Annotated in this window: 14 protein-coding genes; all 14 read right to left on the bottom strand. The window is 39.0% G+C overall.

Translation table 11 applies throughout. The features are described 5' to 3' along the window. Nucleotides 1-17: 17 nt before the first annotated feature. Nucleotides 18-965 (bottom strand): sugar-binding transcriptional regulator, encoded by a 948-nt coding sequence (locus HMPREF0519_RS09420; RefSeq protein ID WP_003559605.1) that lies wholly within the window; start codon nt 963-965, stop codon nt 18-20. Between the two features lie 42 nt (nt 966-1,007). Next, nucleotides 1,008-1,724 carry a purine-nucleoside phosphorylase gene (deoD, locus tag HMPREF0519_RS09415; RefSeq protein WP_003635704.1) on the bottom strand — a complete coding sequence of 239 codons (717 nt, stop codon included), beginning with the start codon at nt 1,722-1,724 and terminating at the stop codon, nt 1,008-1,010. Next, nucleotides 1,721-2,935 (bottom strand): phosphopentomutase, encoded by a 1,215-nt coding sequence (locus HMPREF0519_RS09410; RefSeq protein WP_003635702.1) that lies wholly within the window; start codon nt 2,933-2,935, stop codon nt 1,721-1,723. Before HMPREF0519_RS09410 ends, deoD begins: the two co-directional genes overlap by 4 nt. A 28-nt stretch (nt 2,936-2,963) precedes the next feature. Further along, entirely contained in the window at nt 2,964-3,632 is a 669-nt protein-coding gene (gene deoC, locus HMPREF0519_RS09405) for a deoxyribose-phosphate aldolase (protein WP_040472787.1), read from the bottom strand. 437 nt (nt 3,633-4,069) lie between these two features. Continuing rightward, nucleotides 4,070-4,972, bottom strand: a complete 903-nt coding sequence (locus HMPREF0519_RS09400; protein WP_003559597.1) for a glycine betaine ABC transporter substrate-binding protein — start codon at nt 4,970-4,972, stop codon at nt 4,070-4,072. Between the two features lie 13 nt (nt 4,973-4,985). Continuing rightward, nucleotides 4,986-5,837, bottom strand: a complete 852-nt coding sequence (locus tag HMPREF0519_RS09395; RefSeq protein WP_003559595.1) for an ABC transporter permease — start codon at nt 5,835-5,837, stop codon at nt 4,986-4,988. After that, a complete protein-coding gene (locus HMPREF0519_RS09390; protein WP_003635697.1) occupies nt 5,830-7,029 on the bottom strand; it encodes a quaternary amine ABC transporter ATP-binding protein in 1,200 nt (399 codons plus the stop codon). Before HMPREF0519_RS09390 ends, HMPREF0519_RS09395 begins: the two co-directional genes overlap by 8 nt. 434 nt (nt 7,030-7,463) lie before the next feature. Then, nucleotides 7,464-8,834, bottom strand: coding sequence for a 23S rRNA (uracil(1939)-C(5))-methyltransferase RlmD (rlmD, locus tag HMPREF0519_RS09385; protein WP_003635693.1), 1,371 nt, complete (start codon nt 8,832-8,834; stop codon nt 7,464-7,466). A gap of 79 nt (nt 8,835-8,913) precedes the next feature. Continuing rightward, complete coding sequence (locus HMPREF0519_RS09380) at nt 8,914-9,918, bottom strand: diacylglycerol kinase (RefSeq protein WP_003559587.1); 1,005 nt, start codon at nt 9,916-9,918, stop codon at nt 8,914-8,916. A gap of 15 nt (nt 9,919-9,933) precedes the next feature. Further along, entirely contained in the window at nt 9,934-11,355 is a 1,422-nt protein-coding gene (gene gatB / locus HMPREF0519_RS09375) for an Asp-tRNA(Asn)/Glu-tRNA(Gln) amidotransferase subunit GatB (protein ID WP_003559585.1), read from the bottom strand. Further along, on the bottom strand, nt 11,355-12,818 hold the full coding sequence (gene gatA, locus HMPREF0519_RS09370; RefSeq protein WP_003559583.1) for an Asp-tRNA(Asn)/Glu-tRNA(Gln) amidotransferase subunit GatA: 1,464 nt from the start codon (nt 12,816-12,818) through the stop codon (nt 11,355-11,357). Before gatA ends, gatB begins: the two co-directional genes overlap by 1 nt. After that, on the bottom strand, nt 12,818-13,129 hold the full coding sequence (gene gatC, locus HMPREF0519_RS09365) for an Asp-tRNA(Asn)/Glu-tRNA(Gln) amidotransferase subunit GatC (protein ID WP_003559581.1): 312 nt from the start codon (nt 13,127-13,129) through the stop codon (nt 12,818-12,820). The genes gatA and gatC overlap by 1 nt, the downstream gene beginning before the upstream one ends. Before the next feature lie 84 nt (nt 13,130-13,213). Beyond that, on the bottom strand, nt 13,214-14,356 hold the full coding sequence (locus HMPREF0519_RS09360) for a CamS family sex pheromone protein (RefSeq protein WP_133281511.1): 1,143 nt from the start codon (nt 14,354-14,356) through the stop codon (nt 13,214-13,216). Between the two features lie 17 nt (nt 14,357-14,373). Further along, entirely contained in the window at nt 14,374-16,401 is a 2,028-nt protein-coding gene (gene ligA / locus HMPREF0519_RS09355) for an NAD-dependent DNA ligase LigA (protein WP_003635688.1), read from the bottom strand. Between the last annotated feature and the right edge of the window lie 19 nt (nt 16,402-16,420).

The following is a 16,420-nucleotide window of genomic DNA, read 5'->3' as shown; positions in this document are numbered from 1 at the left end:
TATTGTGAATAATGTGTCTACATGTCTAACAGCAATTGTGCCAATCCTTGATCAATAACGACTCGATTTGCGTATCCGGCCTTCAATACCGCATGTACACCTGCTGTTTTCTGTTTTCCAGTAGCAACCAGAATAGCGTATTTTTTATTTCTTAACTCGTCAAGCTTGATGCCAATTGTCCGATCATCAATTTGTTGATTAACGATTTCCCCGTTTCGATCAATAAACCGTGAAAACACATCCCCTATGGCTTCTTGTTGAAGTTGTTTCTTCTCCTCATCATTAAAATAGCCAAGTTGAAAAATCAACGCATCGGATCTAACTGTCCCCACAGTAAACAACGCAATGTCGGCGCTTCTACCCAGATCAAGGATGCGCTTGATGTAGCGATCCCGTTCAACCATTTTCTTTGTTATCTTATTATCAAAAATCACTGGTAATGGTAAATAATCAGGAGAGGTATGATAGACCCTTGCTAATTCATTGACGCTTTCGTACGCCCATGTTTTTTCCTCTGAATAACTGACACTGCCCTTCAATTCAACAACCCGAACATCAGAGACCGCTTGTTCTTCAACCTGCTGGGTAATCGCATGGATCGTTTTGCCCCATCCTAATCCAATAACATCACCATGCCTAACAACTTTCGCCAAAAAATCAGCAGCATATTTCCCAACTCGCTCTTGTAAAGAATGGGAATGCCCATAATTGTTTGAAACAACATAAATATTAACCCCGTATTTTTGCTTGAGTTGTTTCTCAAGTATCTTGGCATCTACTAAGGGATTAACAATTTGAATCTTCACAAGCCCGTTGTCTTTCGCATATTGAAGTAAACGCGAAATTGTTGGTCTTGAAATTCCCACTGATTTAGAAATTTCAGTTTGACTTAAATCGTCTTCATAATACATTTCGGCAACTTTCAAACTCTGTTTTAATTTTTCCAAATCATGAATTTCAGCCATCCGTCTCTCCCGCTGTTAATCTGTCGCAACGATAAATCCCCGTTAGTCATTAATATTTCTGTAGGCTGTTTCAAGTGATAATTTAGCCATTTCATCAAATGACGTTTCGCGTTCTTTGGCTGACAACGCTTCACCCGTTAAGAGATGATCACTAACCGTCAAAATCGTCAGTGCCTTAATATGGTGCTTAGCAGCCAGCAAATACAGACCGGCCGTCTCCATTTCAGTTGCCAAAACACCATAATCAATTAATTTTTGTAAATCTAATTCATCATTATAAAAACGATCTGCGGCAAAAATATTCCCCACTTTTGTATTAATGCCCATTTCCTGAGCAGTATGGTAGGCAGAATCCAGTAACCCAAAGTCAGCAATCGGCGAATAATACATACCGGCTCCAAAAGTATTGGCAATAATCGATGAATCGGTTGTACCTGCCTCTCCCAAAATAACGTCACGAATTTTGACATCCGGACTCATTCCACCACAACTACCAACTCGATAAATTGTCTTAACACCGTATTCTTTAATCAGTTCAGTTGTATAAATTGCCAGTGATGGGATACCCATTCCAGATCCTTGAACGGAAATTTTCTTACCCTTGTAAGTACCCGTGTACCCAAGCATATTTCGAACTTGACTATAGCAAACCGGATTTTCCAAATAGGTTTCGGCAATGTACTTTGCTCGAAGAGGGTCTCCAGGCATCAAAATTGTCGATGCAATTTCGCCGGCTTTCGCGCCAATGTGTGTACTCATTTGATTTCCTCCGTATTCATTAATTCCTTTAGAAAACTTGTGCCAACCGCATTTCCTGAAACATTAAAGTTATCTAAAACAGTTGCACCAAAATCTGCAAACGTTTTTCGAATGCCAAGACTGCCGTTTGACTTCATAGAAGGTGAATAAGCAAGCAGTGGCACTTGTTCACGCGTATGATCTGTTCCCTTAAAGCCCGGGTCATTTCCGTGATCGGCTGTTAAGATCAATAGATCATCATCTTTAAGATTCTTCAAAACTGTCCCAAGGCGCTTATCGAAGTCCATTAATGCCTGTCCAAAGCCTATTGGGTTGCGGCGATGTCCATACATTGCATCGAAATCTACTAAATTAATGAAACAGAAGCCTGTAAAATCTTCCTGCATGACTTTATCAACGTGATCCATCCCATCCATGTTGCTTTCATTATGAAAGCCAACGTCAATACCCTGACCGGAAAAGATATCGTTGATTTTTCCAATACCAATCGTATGAACCTGTGCGGATTTTAAATAATCCAAGTCGGTTTGTCCAATTGGCGCTAGTGTGAAATCATGACGATTTGCCGTTCGGGTAAAATGATCTTTGTCCGGACCAACATATGGTCGTGTAATCACCCGGCCAATCGTATAAGTCGGCCCGTTAACAAGTGATCGAGCATACTCACAAATTTTATAAAGTTCCTTCAATGGAATAACATCCTCATGTGCAGCGATTTGAAGAACAGAATCACCGGAAGTATACACAATTAGATCTCCAGTTTCCATCTGATGCTCACCAAGTTCTGCGATAATCTTGGTACCGGACTCGGGACGATTGCCGATGATCTTTCTGTCAGAAAAAGTTTCAATCTTTTTAATTAACTCACTTGGAAAACCGTTTGGAAATGTATCCAACGGCTTACTAACAGGAAGTCCCATCATTTCCCAGTGTCCATCCATACTGTCTTTACCGGCAGATATTTCCTGCATAACGCCATAATAACCAATTGGTATTTCAACCTTGGGTACCCCTAAAATAGCCTTTCCCCTTAGATTAGAGAGCCCCATTTTTTGCAAGTTGGGAAGTGCCAATCGTCCTTCATATGCTTCACCCACATGTCCCAATGTATCTGAACCAACATCATCAAACTTATTTGCATCAGGTGCTGCACCTGTACCAACCGAATCCAGCACAATCCCGAAAATTCTCTTGTATTCTTTTGTATCCATAACTTAGCCCCTCCCCAAGGATTCAGCTTTATTCTGACAGAATCGCAATTGTTGAGCTAACACCTAAGCGATTCGCACCCGCGTTAATCATTGCCAACGCTTCATCTCGTGTGTGAATTCCGCCAGAGGCCTTCACACCAAGCCTGCTGCCAACCGTTTTTCTCATCAATGCAACGTCATCAATTTTGGCCCCGGCAGAGCTAAATCCGGTTGATGTTTTAACAAAATCTGCACCGGCATCCATTGAAGCATGGCATCCCATTACAATTTGTGTGTCATTTAAATAGGAAGTTTCCAAAATGACTTTTAAAAGCTTACCTTTTGCATGAACAGCTTCAGCAACTTTTAAAATGTCAGCGGTTACATTTTTTCGATCACCATCAATTAATTGACCAATATTTAGGACCATGTCAATCTCTTCCGCTCCTTGGTCCATTGCTGTAACGGCTTCGAACACTTTTGTTTCTGTATTAGTGGCTCCCAACGGAAAGCCAACTACTGTGATTGGTTTAACAGAACTGTTTTTTAATTGATCAGCTACAAACGGAATCCAATATGAATTGATACAAACAGATGCCGTATTGTATTTAATTGCTTCTTCACAAGTCTTCTTGATATCTGTCTGCGTAGCATTAGGCTTTAAGTTTGTATGGTCCAAATATTTAGCTAATTTTGAAGTTGTTAATACTGTATCCATGGCAATGTAACCCCTTTCATTGTTTACAAAACAATCATACATGAAGGATGAACAACTGTAAAGAACTAATTTGAAATAAATTTCACATTGAGCTTTCAAATCTCCTTTTTTTGTCATTTCATCAGCCGAGATAGACCAGCCTAAAAGAATCTCCATATATTGAGTTAAGTCAATCCTCAATGATATGAATAAAATGGTTGCCTGGAAAAAATCATCGCCTAAATTGCATTTTAAGGCATATATAAAAGTAGTGTTAAGCAAAAAACTATCCACCTCATTTGCCAATAGCGCCTTTTTCCTCATTTTCCAATAAAAAAACGACAAATGAATTGAAAGCAAATATAAATTTACCCTTCAATCCCTTTGTCGCTTTTTATCATAATCTGATTAAAACCTATCACTCTTAATGATGAAGCTACATCACACATCAACATCAATTATTTTAAATCAGAAATTGAATTAACATTTTTCATATAAGTTGGAACTGCCAAGCCAACTTTAGCGCCGTGCAGATTTTCACCCAAATCATCAAAACGCCCTTTAAAATCATTGTAATAAAGCCCCTGCGTATTTGGTAACCAAGCACTCACAGTACCGTCAGCAGCTTTAGTTGCAATAGATGTCCACATAGGCTGCAATTCCATCGCCTGAATAGTGACTTTATAGCCAATAGAACGCAATGCGTTAGCAACAACGTTGGTCGAAGCAATTTCCGAATCCCAAGCCACATATGTCAGCTTTAATTTTTGACCATGAACATGCTTAATTCCCTTTGTCCAGGAATTAACCTGTGCTTGATTCTGTTTAATCCAATCGCCGGCAGCTTTTCTTGGACTTTCACCATGATTAACTTTTAGCATCACTGATGACATTTGTTCAGGTCGCCAGTGGAATCGATTTAGTAATTCATAAGCTTCGGGTTTATCCTTTTTTAAGCCTTTTCGAACAATTGTGTTGATATCCTCGGTTTTTCCATATATATTCTTAGGATCTTTCAGGAACTTAAGTTTATATTTGGTAAACATCCAATGAGGCGTCCATCCTGTAATCACGATCGGCTGCTTATATCGAATTGATTTTCCTAACGTGGACAACATAGCAGCAGTCGAGCTTGTTTGCAACTGCCAATTTCCCTTATCCAGCCCATAAGCTTTCATTGCCTTTTGAGTAGTGGCCATTTCACCAGCCCCGGCCTCAATACCGGTAATGGTGTAGTTAATCTGCTTGCCAACACTTTCCTTAGGGTTATATTTCGCCATCTGGCTAGAGCAGCCTGAAAGGAGAACGATGGAAAAGAAGACCGAAATAAATATTAATAATTTATTGGTTATTTTTTTCATTATTAACTCCTTTCTATGCTTTTGGTGATTTGCTCCGATTGATCGCTTGTGTAATTCGATCTAAAATAATGGCTAAAATAACAATCGCCAAGCCGGCCGCAAAACCGCTCCCGGCATCGTTTCTTCCAACCGCAAAGTAAACTTTGTTTCCAAGCCCCATTGCCCCAATCATTGATGCAATAACAACCATGGAAAGGGAAAGCATCATGCTTTGGTTTACACCAGCCATCAAGGTCGATTTAGCCAATGGCAATTGAACTTTAACCAATTTTTGCCAAGAAGTAGAACCATATGAATCTGCAGCTTCAATTAAATCTTCAGGAACTTGACGAATTCCCAAATTGGTCATTCGAATGGTTGGCGGCATTGCAAAAATAACTGAAGCAATCACGCCGGGAACCATACCTATTCCAAAGAATGCAACTGCCGGAATCAAATACACAAAGGCCGGCATCGTCTGCATGAAATCAAGAATCGGTTTGACAATAATTTCAACAACCTTTGATTTCGCCATCCAGATACCGATTGGTACACCGATAACTAATGCAATCAGGCTGGAAGTCAATACTAAAGTCAGTGTCTGGGTCATATCCCGCCAGTAACCTTGGTTCCAAACATACAGCAACCCGATAACTTCAAAACCAATTAATGTCCAGTGCTTTGTTTTCCGGTTAAGCCAATAGGTACCGCCAACAACGAGAACGATAAATAGCCAAATTGGAATCAAGTCAAAGATCCATTGGAATCCATTAATAATGCCCCCAATAAAATTGGTAATACCATTAAAAAAACCGGTAAAGCCTTCCAACCAATTAACAAAATGATTAATCCAGTCTGAAACTGGTAATTGAGGAATATTAGTCACTTACATTCACCTCATTTCCCGAAATCGCACCTAATACTGCACCACGAATAATGATGCCCAACAAATGCCTTTGATCATCTACAACTGCAAAAGGAATTGACGTTTCAGAAATTTTTTCCATGATAGTCGTAATTGGTGTATCTGGTGAAGTCGTAGGTACATCGCGTTGAACAACTGAATCAAGCTTTGTAATTTTCTTACGAATTAAATCCATCACGTGACTTGCGTCAACAATTCCAATAAATTGTCGTTTATTGTTCACAACGTAAACTGATGAAATTTCATTTTCAAGCATTCGTCGCATCGCAATTCTTGGACCGTCTTTATCAATATTGACGATATTAGGTCGAATCATAACATTTGAAGCTGTTAACACTTTCGTTCGATCAACATCTTCAATAAATCGTTCGACATAATCATCTGCAGGCTGTGTTAAAATTTCTTCAGGTGTCCCGATTTGAACAACCTCTCCGTCTTTCATAATCATGATACGATCACCGATTCTCAATGCTTCATTTAGATCATGAGAGATAAACACAATTGTTTTATGCAAATTCTCTTGCAAATCCAGCAATTCATCCTGCATATCTTTTCGATTTAAAGGATCCAATGCAGAAAAGGCCTCGTCCATCAACAGAATTTCCGAATTATTTGCCAAAGCTCTGGCAAGCCCAACTCGCTGCTGCATACCACCAGAAAGTTGAGTCGGATATTGATCATCGTATCCGTGAAGCCCAACCAATTCCAAAGCTTCATGAGCCTTTTTGTGGCGGGCATCTTTATCAACACCTTGTATCTCCAAGCCGTATGCCGTATTTTCTATGATTGTGCGATTTGGAAATAACGCAAAGTTTTGAAAAACCATACTCATTTTTTTTCGCCGAACGCTAAGTAATTCTTTTTTATCCAATTTGGTCAAATCTTGACCGTCAATAAAAATCTTACCAAAAGTTGGCTCAATTAGTCGATTGATCATTCGAATAATCGTAGACTTCCCACTACCGGAGAGTCCCATGATAACAAATATTTCACCATCATTTACATTGAAGGATGCATTATTAACACCCACAGTGGCACCAACTGAATTTAGAATTTCAGCCTTCGACTTACCAGCCTTCACAAGTTCCTGTGCTTTCTGGATTCGTCTGCCAAATATTTTAGTCAGATTTTGCACTTTAAGTTTTTCTGTCATGTGCTTCCTCCTTCTGTCAAAATTAAATTATAAAAAATGACACTCTACTAAGGGTGTCATGTCTTTTCATAAAAGAATAACGATTACTACCATAACAAAAATTCAACTTTCAATCAAACATTTGTCTTAAAGCCACAGCCAATATCAAAAAACTAAATAACGCCAGAATCACCTTTATAATCGTATTCACAGCGATTTCATTATATTTTTGTCATTTTTATCAAAATGGTCATTTGCATTGATAAGTCGCACATTAAAGGCCAAATAATTAAAAAGTAATAGTTTTTTAATTAAAAGGCATTATTCGTGACTTTGGACACTATTCTTTTATTTTGAAAATGGGTGTTATTCTTTTTGATGATTTAAAAAAATCAAAAAAAGCACAAACGAGAAGTTTTCATCTGTACTTTTCAATGACTAATAATCAAAATTCTTTAACGACTTTTTTCAAAAACCGTTACTGATTCAACATGAACGGTTTGGGGAAATTGATCAACTGGTTGGATTGGCTGATTAATTTGATATCCATGTTCAGCAAATAACTTAGCATCTCTTGCAAGCGTTGCCGGATTGCAAGACACATAAATCAATCGTTGAAGCGACATCTCTGCGACACTTTCAATCAGTGATTCATCCAATCCCTTACGAGGCGGGTCAACAACAATAACATCAGGTTTAAGACCGGCTTTTTGCCACTTGCCTAATTGTTCCTCGGCCTTAGCAACAACAAACTTGCAATTTGATATTTTGTTAATATGTGCATTTCGTTTGGCATCTTCAATTGCTTCCGGCACAATTTCAACACCGTAAACCTTTTTAACAACTTTTGCGAGTGATAAAGAAATGGTCCCAATTCCGCAATAAGCATCAATCACAATATCATCTTTATTAAGCTGCGCCTTTTGAATTGCTAATTTATAAAGCTTCTCTGTTTGGATAGGGTTAACTTGATAAAATGAGTTGGGGGAAATTTCAAAGTCCAATCCCATCAACTGATCTGTAATTGTTCCTTTTCCCCAAAGTACCTTATTCTGATTACCCATGAGAGAATTTGTGTTTTTAGGGTTAATATTTTGCACAATACTTTTAACTTCAGGAAGTTGATTAACAGTTTCGGAAATAATTTCTGCTTCACTTGGCAACTTCTTACTCTTGGTGATCAATACAATCATCATTTCATGAGAATAATGACCTCTTCTAACCATAATGTTCCGAATAACTCCACGATGAGTTTGCTCATCATATGGTGTTATCTGAAACTTTCTTAAGATGTCGCGCACAATGACAACGGCTTTATCAATTTCCGGATCTTGAATATAGAAATCTTCAATCGGTACTAAATCGTGGGAATGCTTGCGATAAAAGCCTGTCTGTAAACGTCCATTTAACATCCTAACAGGAATTTGCGCCTTGTTTCGGTAGTGATAAGGTTTGTCCATTCCAATGGTTGGAGATACTTCAACGTCAAGCTTCATTTTGTTAAAATCGTTTAGAATTTGATGACGCTTAAATTCTAATTGTGCCGGATAAGCCAAATGCTGCAATGGTGCAATTCCCGTTTGGGTATAAGCACCATCAATTGGTTTAACCCGATCTTTACTTTGCTGATTGATTTTTAGTGCTTTTCCAAAAGCAAAATTTTTCTTTACTTTTGTCACTAAAATCGTTACTAACTCAGTAGGAAGCGCATCCTCGATAAAAATCGGAAAATCATCAATCTTTGCAACCCCTAATCCCTGGTAAGTCAAATCCGTTACTTCTACATCATATTTTTGATTCTTTTGTACTGGTACTTGTATTTTCATTTATTCACCTTTATTAACCTATAAATAAAAATTGCGAGTCGAGAATTCGAATCGCAATTTTCTTCAACAACCTATTAAACTATTCTTTATCGGGCAACTTGTCAACACCTTTGACGAAGTTCTTTTCAACCTGTTTCATTTCATCCGTTTCTTCAGAATAAGCATTATCCGGAATTTCGTCAAGATTTGCAAAAAACGTGATGTGTTGTTTTAAATCAACAAAAGTCATTGGCGCATCGCCACCATACTCACCATCAAGATTGATTAACATTCTATCCCCATTTTTGGCCGGCTTTGCAGTCACTTTTCTTGTCTTCTTATAGATTATTCGTGGGTCATCCACATGTCGACCACCATTTAAAACTTTTGAGGCCAAATGTAAAATCTCGACTAAATTACTAGTCTTTACGATAATCAAAGTAAACTTCCCATCATCTAAAGATGCATCCGGTACAATCTGTTCAAAACCACCTACAGAATTTGTCAAAGCCAGGAAAAACATTGACGCTTTTCCTTTAAATTCACCTTCATCGTATTTAATGTCCATCTCAATCGGCTTAATCCTTGGCAACAGTTCTGCACCTTTCACCAAATAAGCCAAATATCCAAAGAATGTCTTCAAATCTGAAGGCACATCGTAAGTTAACTCGGTTAAAAGTCCTCCGGCGGCAATATTGATAAAATAGTTTTCACCTGCACGGCCAATATCCATATCGATTGTTTGGTTTTTGTAGATAATCTTTGCAGCATCAACCGGGTCTTCACGCGGTATATGAAGTGCACGAGCATAGTCATTTGTTGTTCCTGCAGGAATAATAGCCATTCTAGGACGTTTCTTTAAAGGGGCAATGCCATTAACAACTTCATTAATGGTACCGTCTCCTCCCGCAGCAACAACAAGTTCAAATCCATCTTGGGCTGCCCGACGCGCTTCATTTTTTGCTGAATCCTTCTCTGGTGTGGTCGCAAAAGCACTGGTTTCATATCCTGCTTGTTCAAAAACATTCAAAATATCAACCATTTTCTGCTTTAAAATTTCTCGGCCGGAAGTAGGATTGTATATCACTCTTGCCCGTTTTCGCATAACAATTCTGACCTTCTACTTATTCATAGAATCCTTTAATAGTTTATTGACAACTTGTGGGTTAGCTTTCCCATGGGTTTCTTTCATAATTTGACCAACCAAGAATCCAATTGCTCGATCCTTCCCATTATGGAAATCCTCAACTGATTGAGGATTTGCGGCAACAATCTTATCAACGATTGGTTGAAGCTGTGATGGATCTGATAACTGAACCATTCCCTTTTCTTCAACAAACTTTTTAGGTTCTTCACCCTTTGTAATCGCCTTAAAGACTTTTTTAGCCATTTTTGAAGAAATTGTACCATCGGTAATTAATTTGATCATTGTTGCCAAATGTTCTGGTGTAATATCAGTATTTTGAAGTTCTACTTGATTATCGTTGAGATATTCATTAACGCTTCCCTGCAGGTAGTTGGCAGCCAATTTAGCATCCGCACCTGCATTGATCATTTTATCAAAGAAGTCTGACATTTCCTTAGTTTGTGTGACAACCATTGCATCGTAGTCAGTAATACCAAGTTCATTTACGTACCTTTGTCGACGCTCAGCAGGCGGCTCTGGCAATTCGTTTGCAATCTGGTCAATCCACTCTTGAGAAATTGTTAGAACTGGTAAATCCGGTTCAGGGAAGTAACGATAATCATCGGAGCCTTCCTTAACACGCATCAATTCAGTTTTGCCGGTTGTCTCATCAAATCGACGAGTTTCCTGTTGGATTGTACCACCGGACATCAAAACCCTTTGCTGACGTTGTTCTTCGTATTCAAGACTCTTTCGAACATAATTAAAAGAGTTGATGTTCTTCATTTCAACCTTAGTACCATATTCTTTTTGGCCAACCGGTCGAATTGAAATGTTGGTATCAACCCGCATGGAGCCTTCTTCCATCTTGACATCGGAAACACCTGTAAACTGCACAATTTGTCGTAACTGTTCCAAATAAGCATACGCCTCATCAGGTGAAGCAATATCCGGCTTTGAAACAATTTCAATTAGTGGCGTCCCTTGACGGTTTAAGTCTACGAAAGAATGCTCTGATTCATGTGTATTTTTACCAGCATCCTCTTCAATATGCATTTCAGCAATGCCGATTTTCTTCTTTTGACCGTCAACTTCAACTTCCACCCAACCATCATGTGCAATTGGTGTTTCAGATTGAGTAATTTGGTAAGCCTTCGGATTATCGGGATAAAAATAATTTTTTCGGTCAAAATGCGGACGTCGCTCAATTTCGGCATGTAAAGCCAAGCCGGCCATAATACCATCGTGAACGACACCTTTGTTAGTCGTTGGCAAAACACCTGGGTATCCCCAGTCAATAACGTTTGTATTTGAATTTGGCTTATCACCAAATTCAACGGGGGAAGGACTAAAAATTTTGGAGTTTGTTTTAAGCTCGACGTGGACTTCTAGACCAATTGTTGTTTCAAAATTCATTAGTTATTTCCTCCCATCTTTGGTGTTTGCTTTGCAAAATCAGTATCTTTTTCAAAGGCGCTGCCAGCCTGGTATACAGTTAATTCATCGTATGGTCGTCCAATCAACTGGACGCCCACTGGTAGTCCTTTTGAGAAGCCGGCAGGAATAGACATTCCCGGAAGTCCTGCCAAATTGACAGGTAATGTTAACACATCATTCATGTACATGGTCATCGGATCCGACACATCTTCACCAATTCCGTATGCCGGTGTAGGCGCAGTTGGTGCCAAAATCAAATCATAGTCTTTAAAGACATTTGTGAAATCGTTGATCATCAAAGTTCTAACTTGAGCAGCCTTTTTGAAATAAGCATCATAAAAACCAGCCGAAAGTGAGAACGTTCCCAACATGATTCGACGCTTAACTTCGTCGCCAAAGCCTTCTGACCTCGACTTAATATATAGATCATCGAGATTTTTAACATCTTTAGCACGACGTCCATATCGAATACCATCAAAACGTTGCAAATTAGAGGATGCTTCAGATGATGAAATAATATAGTAAGCAGCTACCCCATATTTTGTATGTGGTAATGATACTTCACCAACAGTTGCACCTAATTTTTTAAACGTTTCAGCAGTGTCATTAACGACCTTTTTAACGTCTTCGTCTAAGCCTTGTGACATAAATTCTGAAGGGATTCCAATTCTTAATCCTTTAACACCTTTGTTTAAGGTGCTTGTAAAGTCGGGAACTTCCTTAGTAGAAGATGTTAAATCATGGTCATCATGACCCGCAATGGCATTTAATAATGTGGCATTATCGGATACGTTTCGAGTAATTGGTCCAATTTGGTCTAAACTAGACCCAAAAGCAATCAGCCCCCAACGTGATACTCGACCATATGTTGGCTTCATACCAACAACGCCGTTAAAAGAAGCAGGTTGTCTAATTGATCCACCTGTATCCGATCCCAAAGCCGCAATAACCTCTCCGGCAGCGACAGCAGCCGCAGAACCACCTGATGAGCCACCAGGAACTTTGGTTTTATCCCATGGATTATGTGTAATCTTGAATGCGGAGTTTTCAGTAGAACCACCCATGGCAAACTCATCCATATTCGTTTTGCCAACGGTGATAGTCCCAAGATTTTTAATTTTTTCAGCCGCAGTTGCATCGTAAATTGGTGTGAAATTCTCTAGGATTTTTGAAGCTGCTGTTGTTTTCAATCCTTTGGTCACAATATTGTCCTTAACAGCTACCGGCATTCCTGACAAAAGGTTATCTGAGTCAATCCCCTTTTCATCAAGTTTGTTTGCCTGCTTTAAGGCACCTTCTTCATCAAGCGTTAAGAAAGCATTAATGTCACCATCAACCGCTTTGATGTTATCCAGAGTTTGTTTTGTTAATTCTTCGACAGAAATGTCTTTGTTTACCAACTGCTTGTGAATGCTGGTCAATGATTGGTTAAAGTAATTCATTATTCGTTCGACCCACTTTCATCAATAATTGTAGGAACTCTGATGTAACCATCTTGAGTATCCGGCGCATTATCAAGCAGTGCTTGACGCTGGTTCCAATTGTCAGCAATATCATCACGCATCACATTAATTTGATCGGTGACACTACTCGTCGGCTCAACACCATCGGTATCAACCTTACTCAAAGTCTCAAATAAACCAATAATTTTGTCCAACTGGGTGGTAAAGTAAGGAAGCTGATCATCGTCAATCTTCAATTTTGCCAGTTCGGCAACGTGTTTTACCTGATCTTCGGAGATCTTTTCAGTCATTGAAATCCTTCTCTCTTCTGAAAATAGTAAATTTTAGCAACAACGTTCATTTTAACATATAAATTAAGCTAATTTCTTGCAAAATTAGTAACTATTAAAGATATGCGCAGAAAACTTCTTCTCGTTTGTCTTTCTGCTTAAGAAACTTTGAATCCCTTCTGTAGATTGAACAGTAATGTCGATTGGTGCATTAGCCGGAAGGTACTTTTGTGCCGCACTCTGAATATACTGTGTGAAACTAATGATCTCGGTTTGACTATAGAACTGTGTTGTAATATCTATGTTCATCCCTGTCAATGACCCATCCGTGTATTGAGCTTGTGCAGTCACACCACTTAGATTTGGGAAAAACGTTTGAACTTGTGATTTAAAATTATCAAATGAGTCTTCATCATTTTGACTTGGACCCTTTTTATTGGATTGCAACGGGAATACATAATTCTTCTGCTTAACTTTTGTCCATTTGGTAATCGTATTTGCCCCACTGTTGTTAGTAGCATACGCAAAGAAGTTTCCCCCTACGAGGCTGTCATCAGAAGCCTGTTTATACAGTGCGATCACAATGGGAATATTTTTCAGTTTCTTGTTTTGACGTAAACGTTGCAATACCTGTCCGGCAATCTTTTTGCCTTCTTTATTAACCTGTGCGTCTGAAATATGAGTTTCATAAGTGGGTCCATATTGTGTCTTTTTATAATAATCAACCGAATTAATTGCCAAACCAATGGTCATTCCTTTTAAGCTCAAAGATTTCCCATTCTGTGTCATGAAATCCTGTTCATCAATTTGTGACAGATATATTGGGGTTCTTGTATTTGGATTAGTTGACTTGGACTGCTTAGGATTTAAACCAGTTGGATTGGATTTGGATTTACGTTCCAACCAAGCTTCAACCCGTTTAGTAGAAAGATATTGTCCTTCTTGAAAAATGTACTTTTTGGTAGAAAATTGTTTCTTTGAAATATTAAGCAGCCCATTTTCAAAGCCTTTAATATTAAATTGATTTGATTCCTGTTGAACACTTACACCACGTGATTTACTGGTCTGATAGCGACCATTCTTGATAACACCTTGATAATAACCTGTGTTTGTTTGCCCAGTCAGCTGCGTTTTTGCTTTCGAGCTTCCAGAACTATTAGTATCATTTGATAAATTGTCAACGCTCCCGCAAGCTGACAGCAGGATCCCAGTTAGAATAACCGAAATTCCCAGAAATATTTTTTTCAAAATTGATTCCTCCATTGTTACTTTTCATCAGCCATTGCTTCGGCGAATCTATTTTCATCCCAAACATCGATACCTAAGTTTCGAGCTTTATCATATTTACTACCAGGGTCTTCTCCGACAACTACAATGTCGGTTTTCTTAGAAACAGACCCGCTCACTTTGGCGCCGTGATTTTCCAACCATCGAGTGGCCTCAGGACGGGTAATATGTTGAAGTTTCCCAGTCAGTACCAACCGTTTGCCATTAAAAACAGAATCCGATTCTTTCAAAGCCTCATCAGTAGCCCCTAGGTAATCCATATTCACACCAACCTGCTTTAACTGACTAATAAGTTCCTTTGATTGCGGCATTGAAAAATACGTGACAACACTATCCGCAATGATCATTCCCATTGTATCAATTTCAGCAATTTCTTGCGCTGTTGCATCCATAACCTTATCAATATTTTTAAAACGTTGTGCGATTAATCTGGCAGCTTTTGCACCGACATGACGTATCCCAAGTCCAAACAATAAACGTTCACAGGAATTATTGCGGCTGTTGTCAATAGCTGCTAGTAAATTGCCAGCAGATTTTTCACCAAATTTATCCAAAGTCATCAACTGATCAAATGTTAACCCATAAAGTCCTGCAACATCTGTTAACATGTGCTTTTTAAACAATTGTCCAATAATTTTGGGGCCCAACCCATCAATATTCATTGCATCTCGTGAGGCAAAATGTGTTAATCCTTCTTTCAATTGAGCTGGACACTGTGGATTAATGCATCTTAATGCCACTTCTTCATCCAAATGTACTAATTCAGAACCACAAGATGGACATTCAGTTGGAATCTCATAAGGTTGACTGTCAACTTGACGTTTGTCTTTAACATATGTTGAAATTTCAGGAATAATATCACCGGCTTTATGCAGCCTAACTGTATCACCGATTCGAATATCTTTTTCTTGTAAATAGTCCGGGTTATGAAGTGATGCGCGACTAACAGTTGTGCCTGCAAGCGTCACTTCATCCATAACAGCAGTGGGTGTAACAACACCCGTTCGTCCTACTGTCCACTCAATGTCTCGCACGGTTGTTTCAGCTTCCTCTGGTGGGAATTTATATGCAATTGCCCATCTTGGCACTTTCACAGTTGCTCCAAGTGACCGCTGAAGTGGTAGTGAATTAACTTTGATTACGATCCCGTCAATTCCATATGCTAAAGTATCTCGCTGCTTTGTGTACCTTTCAACGTATTGATCAATATCATCCATATTATGGGCAACTTGATAGTCGGAATTAATTGTGAAGCCCAACTTCTTTAATTCCTCCAACATGCCACTTTGGGTGTCTGACTCCAAGTCATCGTAATTAGCAACATTATACATAAAAGTACTAAGCTTGCGATGTGCTGTTACTCGTGAATCCAGTTGACGTAAACTGCCTGCTGCAGCATTCCGAGGATTAGCAAATGGCGCTACCCCCTCTACTTGCCGTTGTTGATTAAGTTCAACAAACGACTCTTTAGGCATATAACACTCGCCGCGAACCTCAATGTTAATTGGCCGGCTAAGACGTTGAGGGATTGATTTGATTGTTTTTAAATTGCGGGTAATATCTTCACCAATTTGCCCGTTCCCTCGAGTAGCTCCCTGAACCAATATGCCGTCCTCATATCTTAGTGAAATTGCCAATCCATCGATTTTTAATTCACAATTATACTCAAATGGCACAGATTCCGAATCAGAAAGTCTGTCAGCAAAAGCTTTCAACTCTTCAATAGAAAATACATCACCCAAAGACAGCATTGGAATCTCATGCGGTACTTTTGTAAACCCAGGAAGCGTGTGATCACCAACTTTTTGCGTCGGAGAATCCGGTGTTACTATTTGAGGAAAGGTTGTTTCTAGATCAACGAGTTGTTGATAAGTTTGATCATATACAGAATCCTCAACACTAGGCGAATCATAAGTGTAGTATTCATCAGCCCACTTATTCAATTTTTCTCGCAATTCTCGAGCGGCACTTTCAGCCTGTTGTTCAGTCATATCTTCAAAAGCCACAATAACACCTTCTGCTAGT

Origin of the sequence: Lentilactobacillus hilgardii DSM 20176 = ATCC 8290, assembly GCF_000159315.1 — a bacterium.
In the GTDB taxonomy this organism is placed as follows: Bacteria; Bacillota; Bacilli; order Lactobacillales; family Lactobacillaceae; genus Lentilactobacillus; species Lentilactobacillus hilgardii.
The sequence above is the reverse complement of the archived record's forward strand: the minus strand, read 5'-3'. Positions and strand labels throughout refer to the sequence as shown.

Coding starts and splice junctions, on each gene's coding strand:
- HMPREF0519_RS09420 (WP_003559605.1), bottom strand. CDS start 965: ATGGCTGAAATTCATGATTTGGAAAAATTAAAACAGAGTTTGAAAGTT.
- deoD (WP_003635704.1), bottom strand. CDS start 1,724: ATGAGTACACACATTGGCGCGAAAGCCGGCGAAATTGCATCGACAATT.
- HMPREF0519_RS09410 (WP_003635702.1), bottom strand. CDS start 2,935: ATGGATACAAAAGAATACAAGAGAATTTTCGGGATTGTGCTGGATTCG.
- deoC (WP_040472787.1), bottom strand. CDS start 3,632: ATGGATACAGTATTAACAACTTCAAAATTAGCTAAATATTTGGACCAT.
- HMPREF0519_RS09400 (WP_003559597.1), bottom strand. CDS start 4,972: ATGAAAAAAATAACCAATAAATTATTAATATTTATTTCGGTCTTCTTT.
- HMPREF0519_RS09390 (WP_003635697.1), bottom strand. CDS start 7,029: ATGACAGAAAAACTTAAAGTGCAAAATCTGACTAAAATATTTGGCAGA.
- rlmD (WP_003635693.1), bottom strand. CDS start 8,834: ATGAAAATACAAGTACCAGTACAAAAGAATCAAAAATATGATGTAGAA.
- HMPREF0519_RS09380 (WP_003559587.1), bottom strand. CDS start 9,918: ATGCGAAAACGGGCAAGAGTGATATACAATCCTACTTCCGGCCGAGAA.
- gatB (WP_003559585.1), bottom strand. CDS start 11,355: ATGAATTTTGAAACAACAATTGGTCTAGAAGTCCACGTCGAGCTTAAA.
- gatA (WP_003559583.1), bottom strand. CDS start 12,818: ATGAATTACTTTAACCAATCATTGACCAGCATTCACAAGCAGTTGGTA.
- gatC (WP_003559581.1), bottom strand. CDS start 13,129: ATGACTGAAAAGATCTCCGAAGATCAGGTAAAACACGTTGCCGAACTG.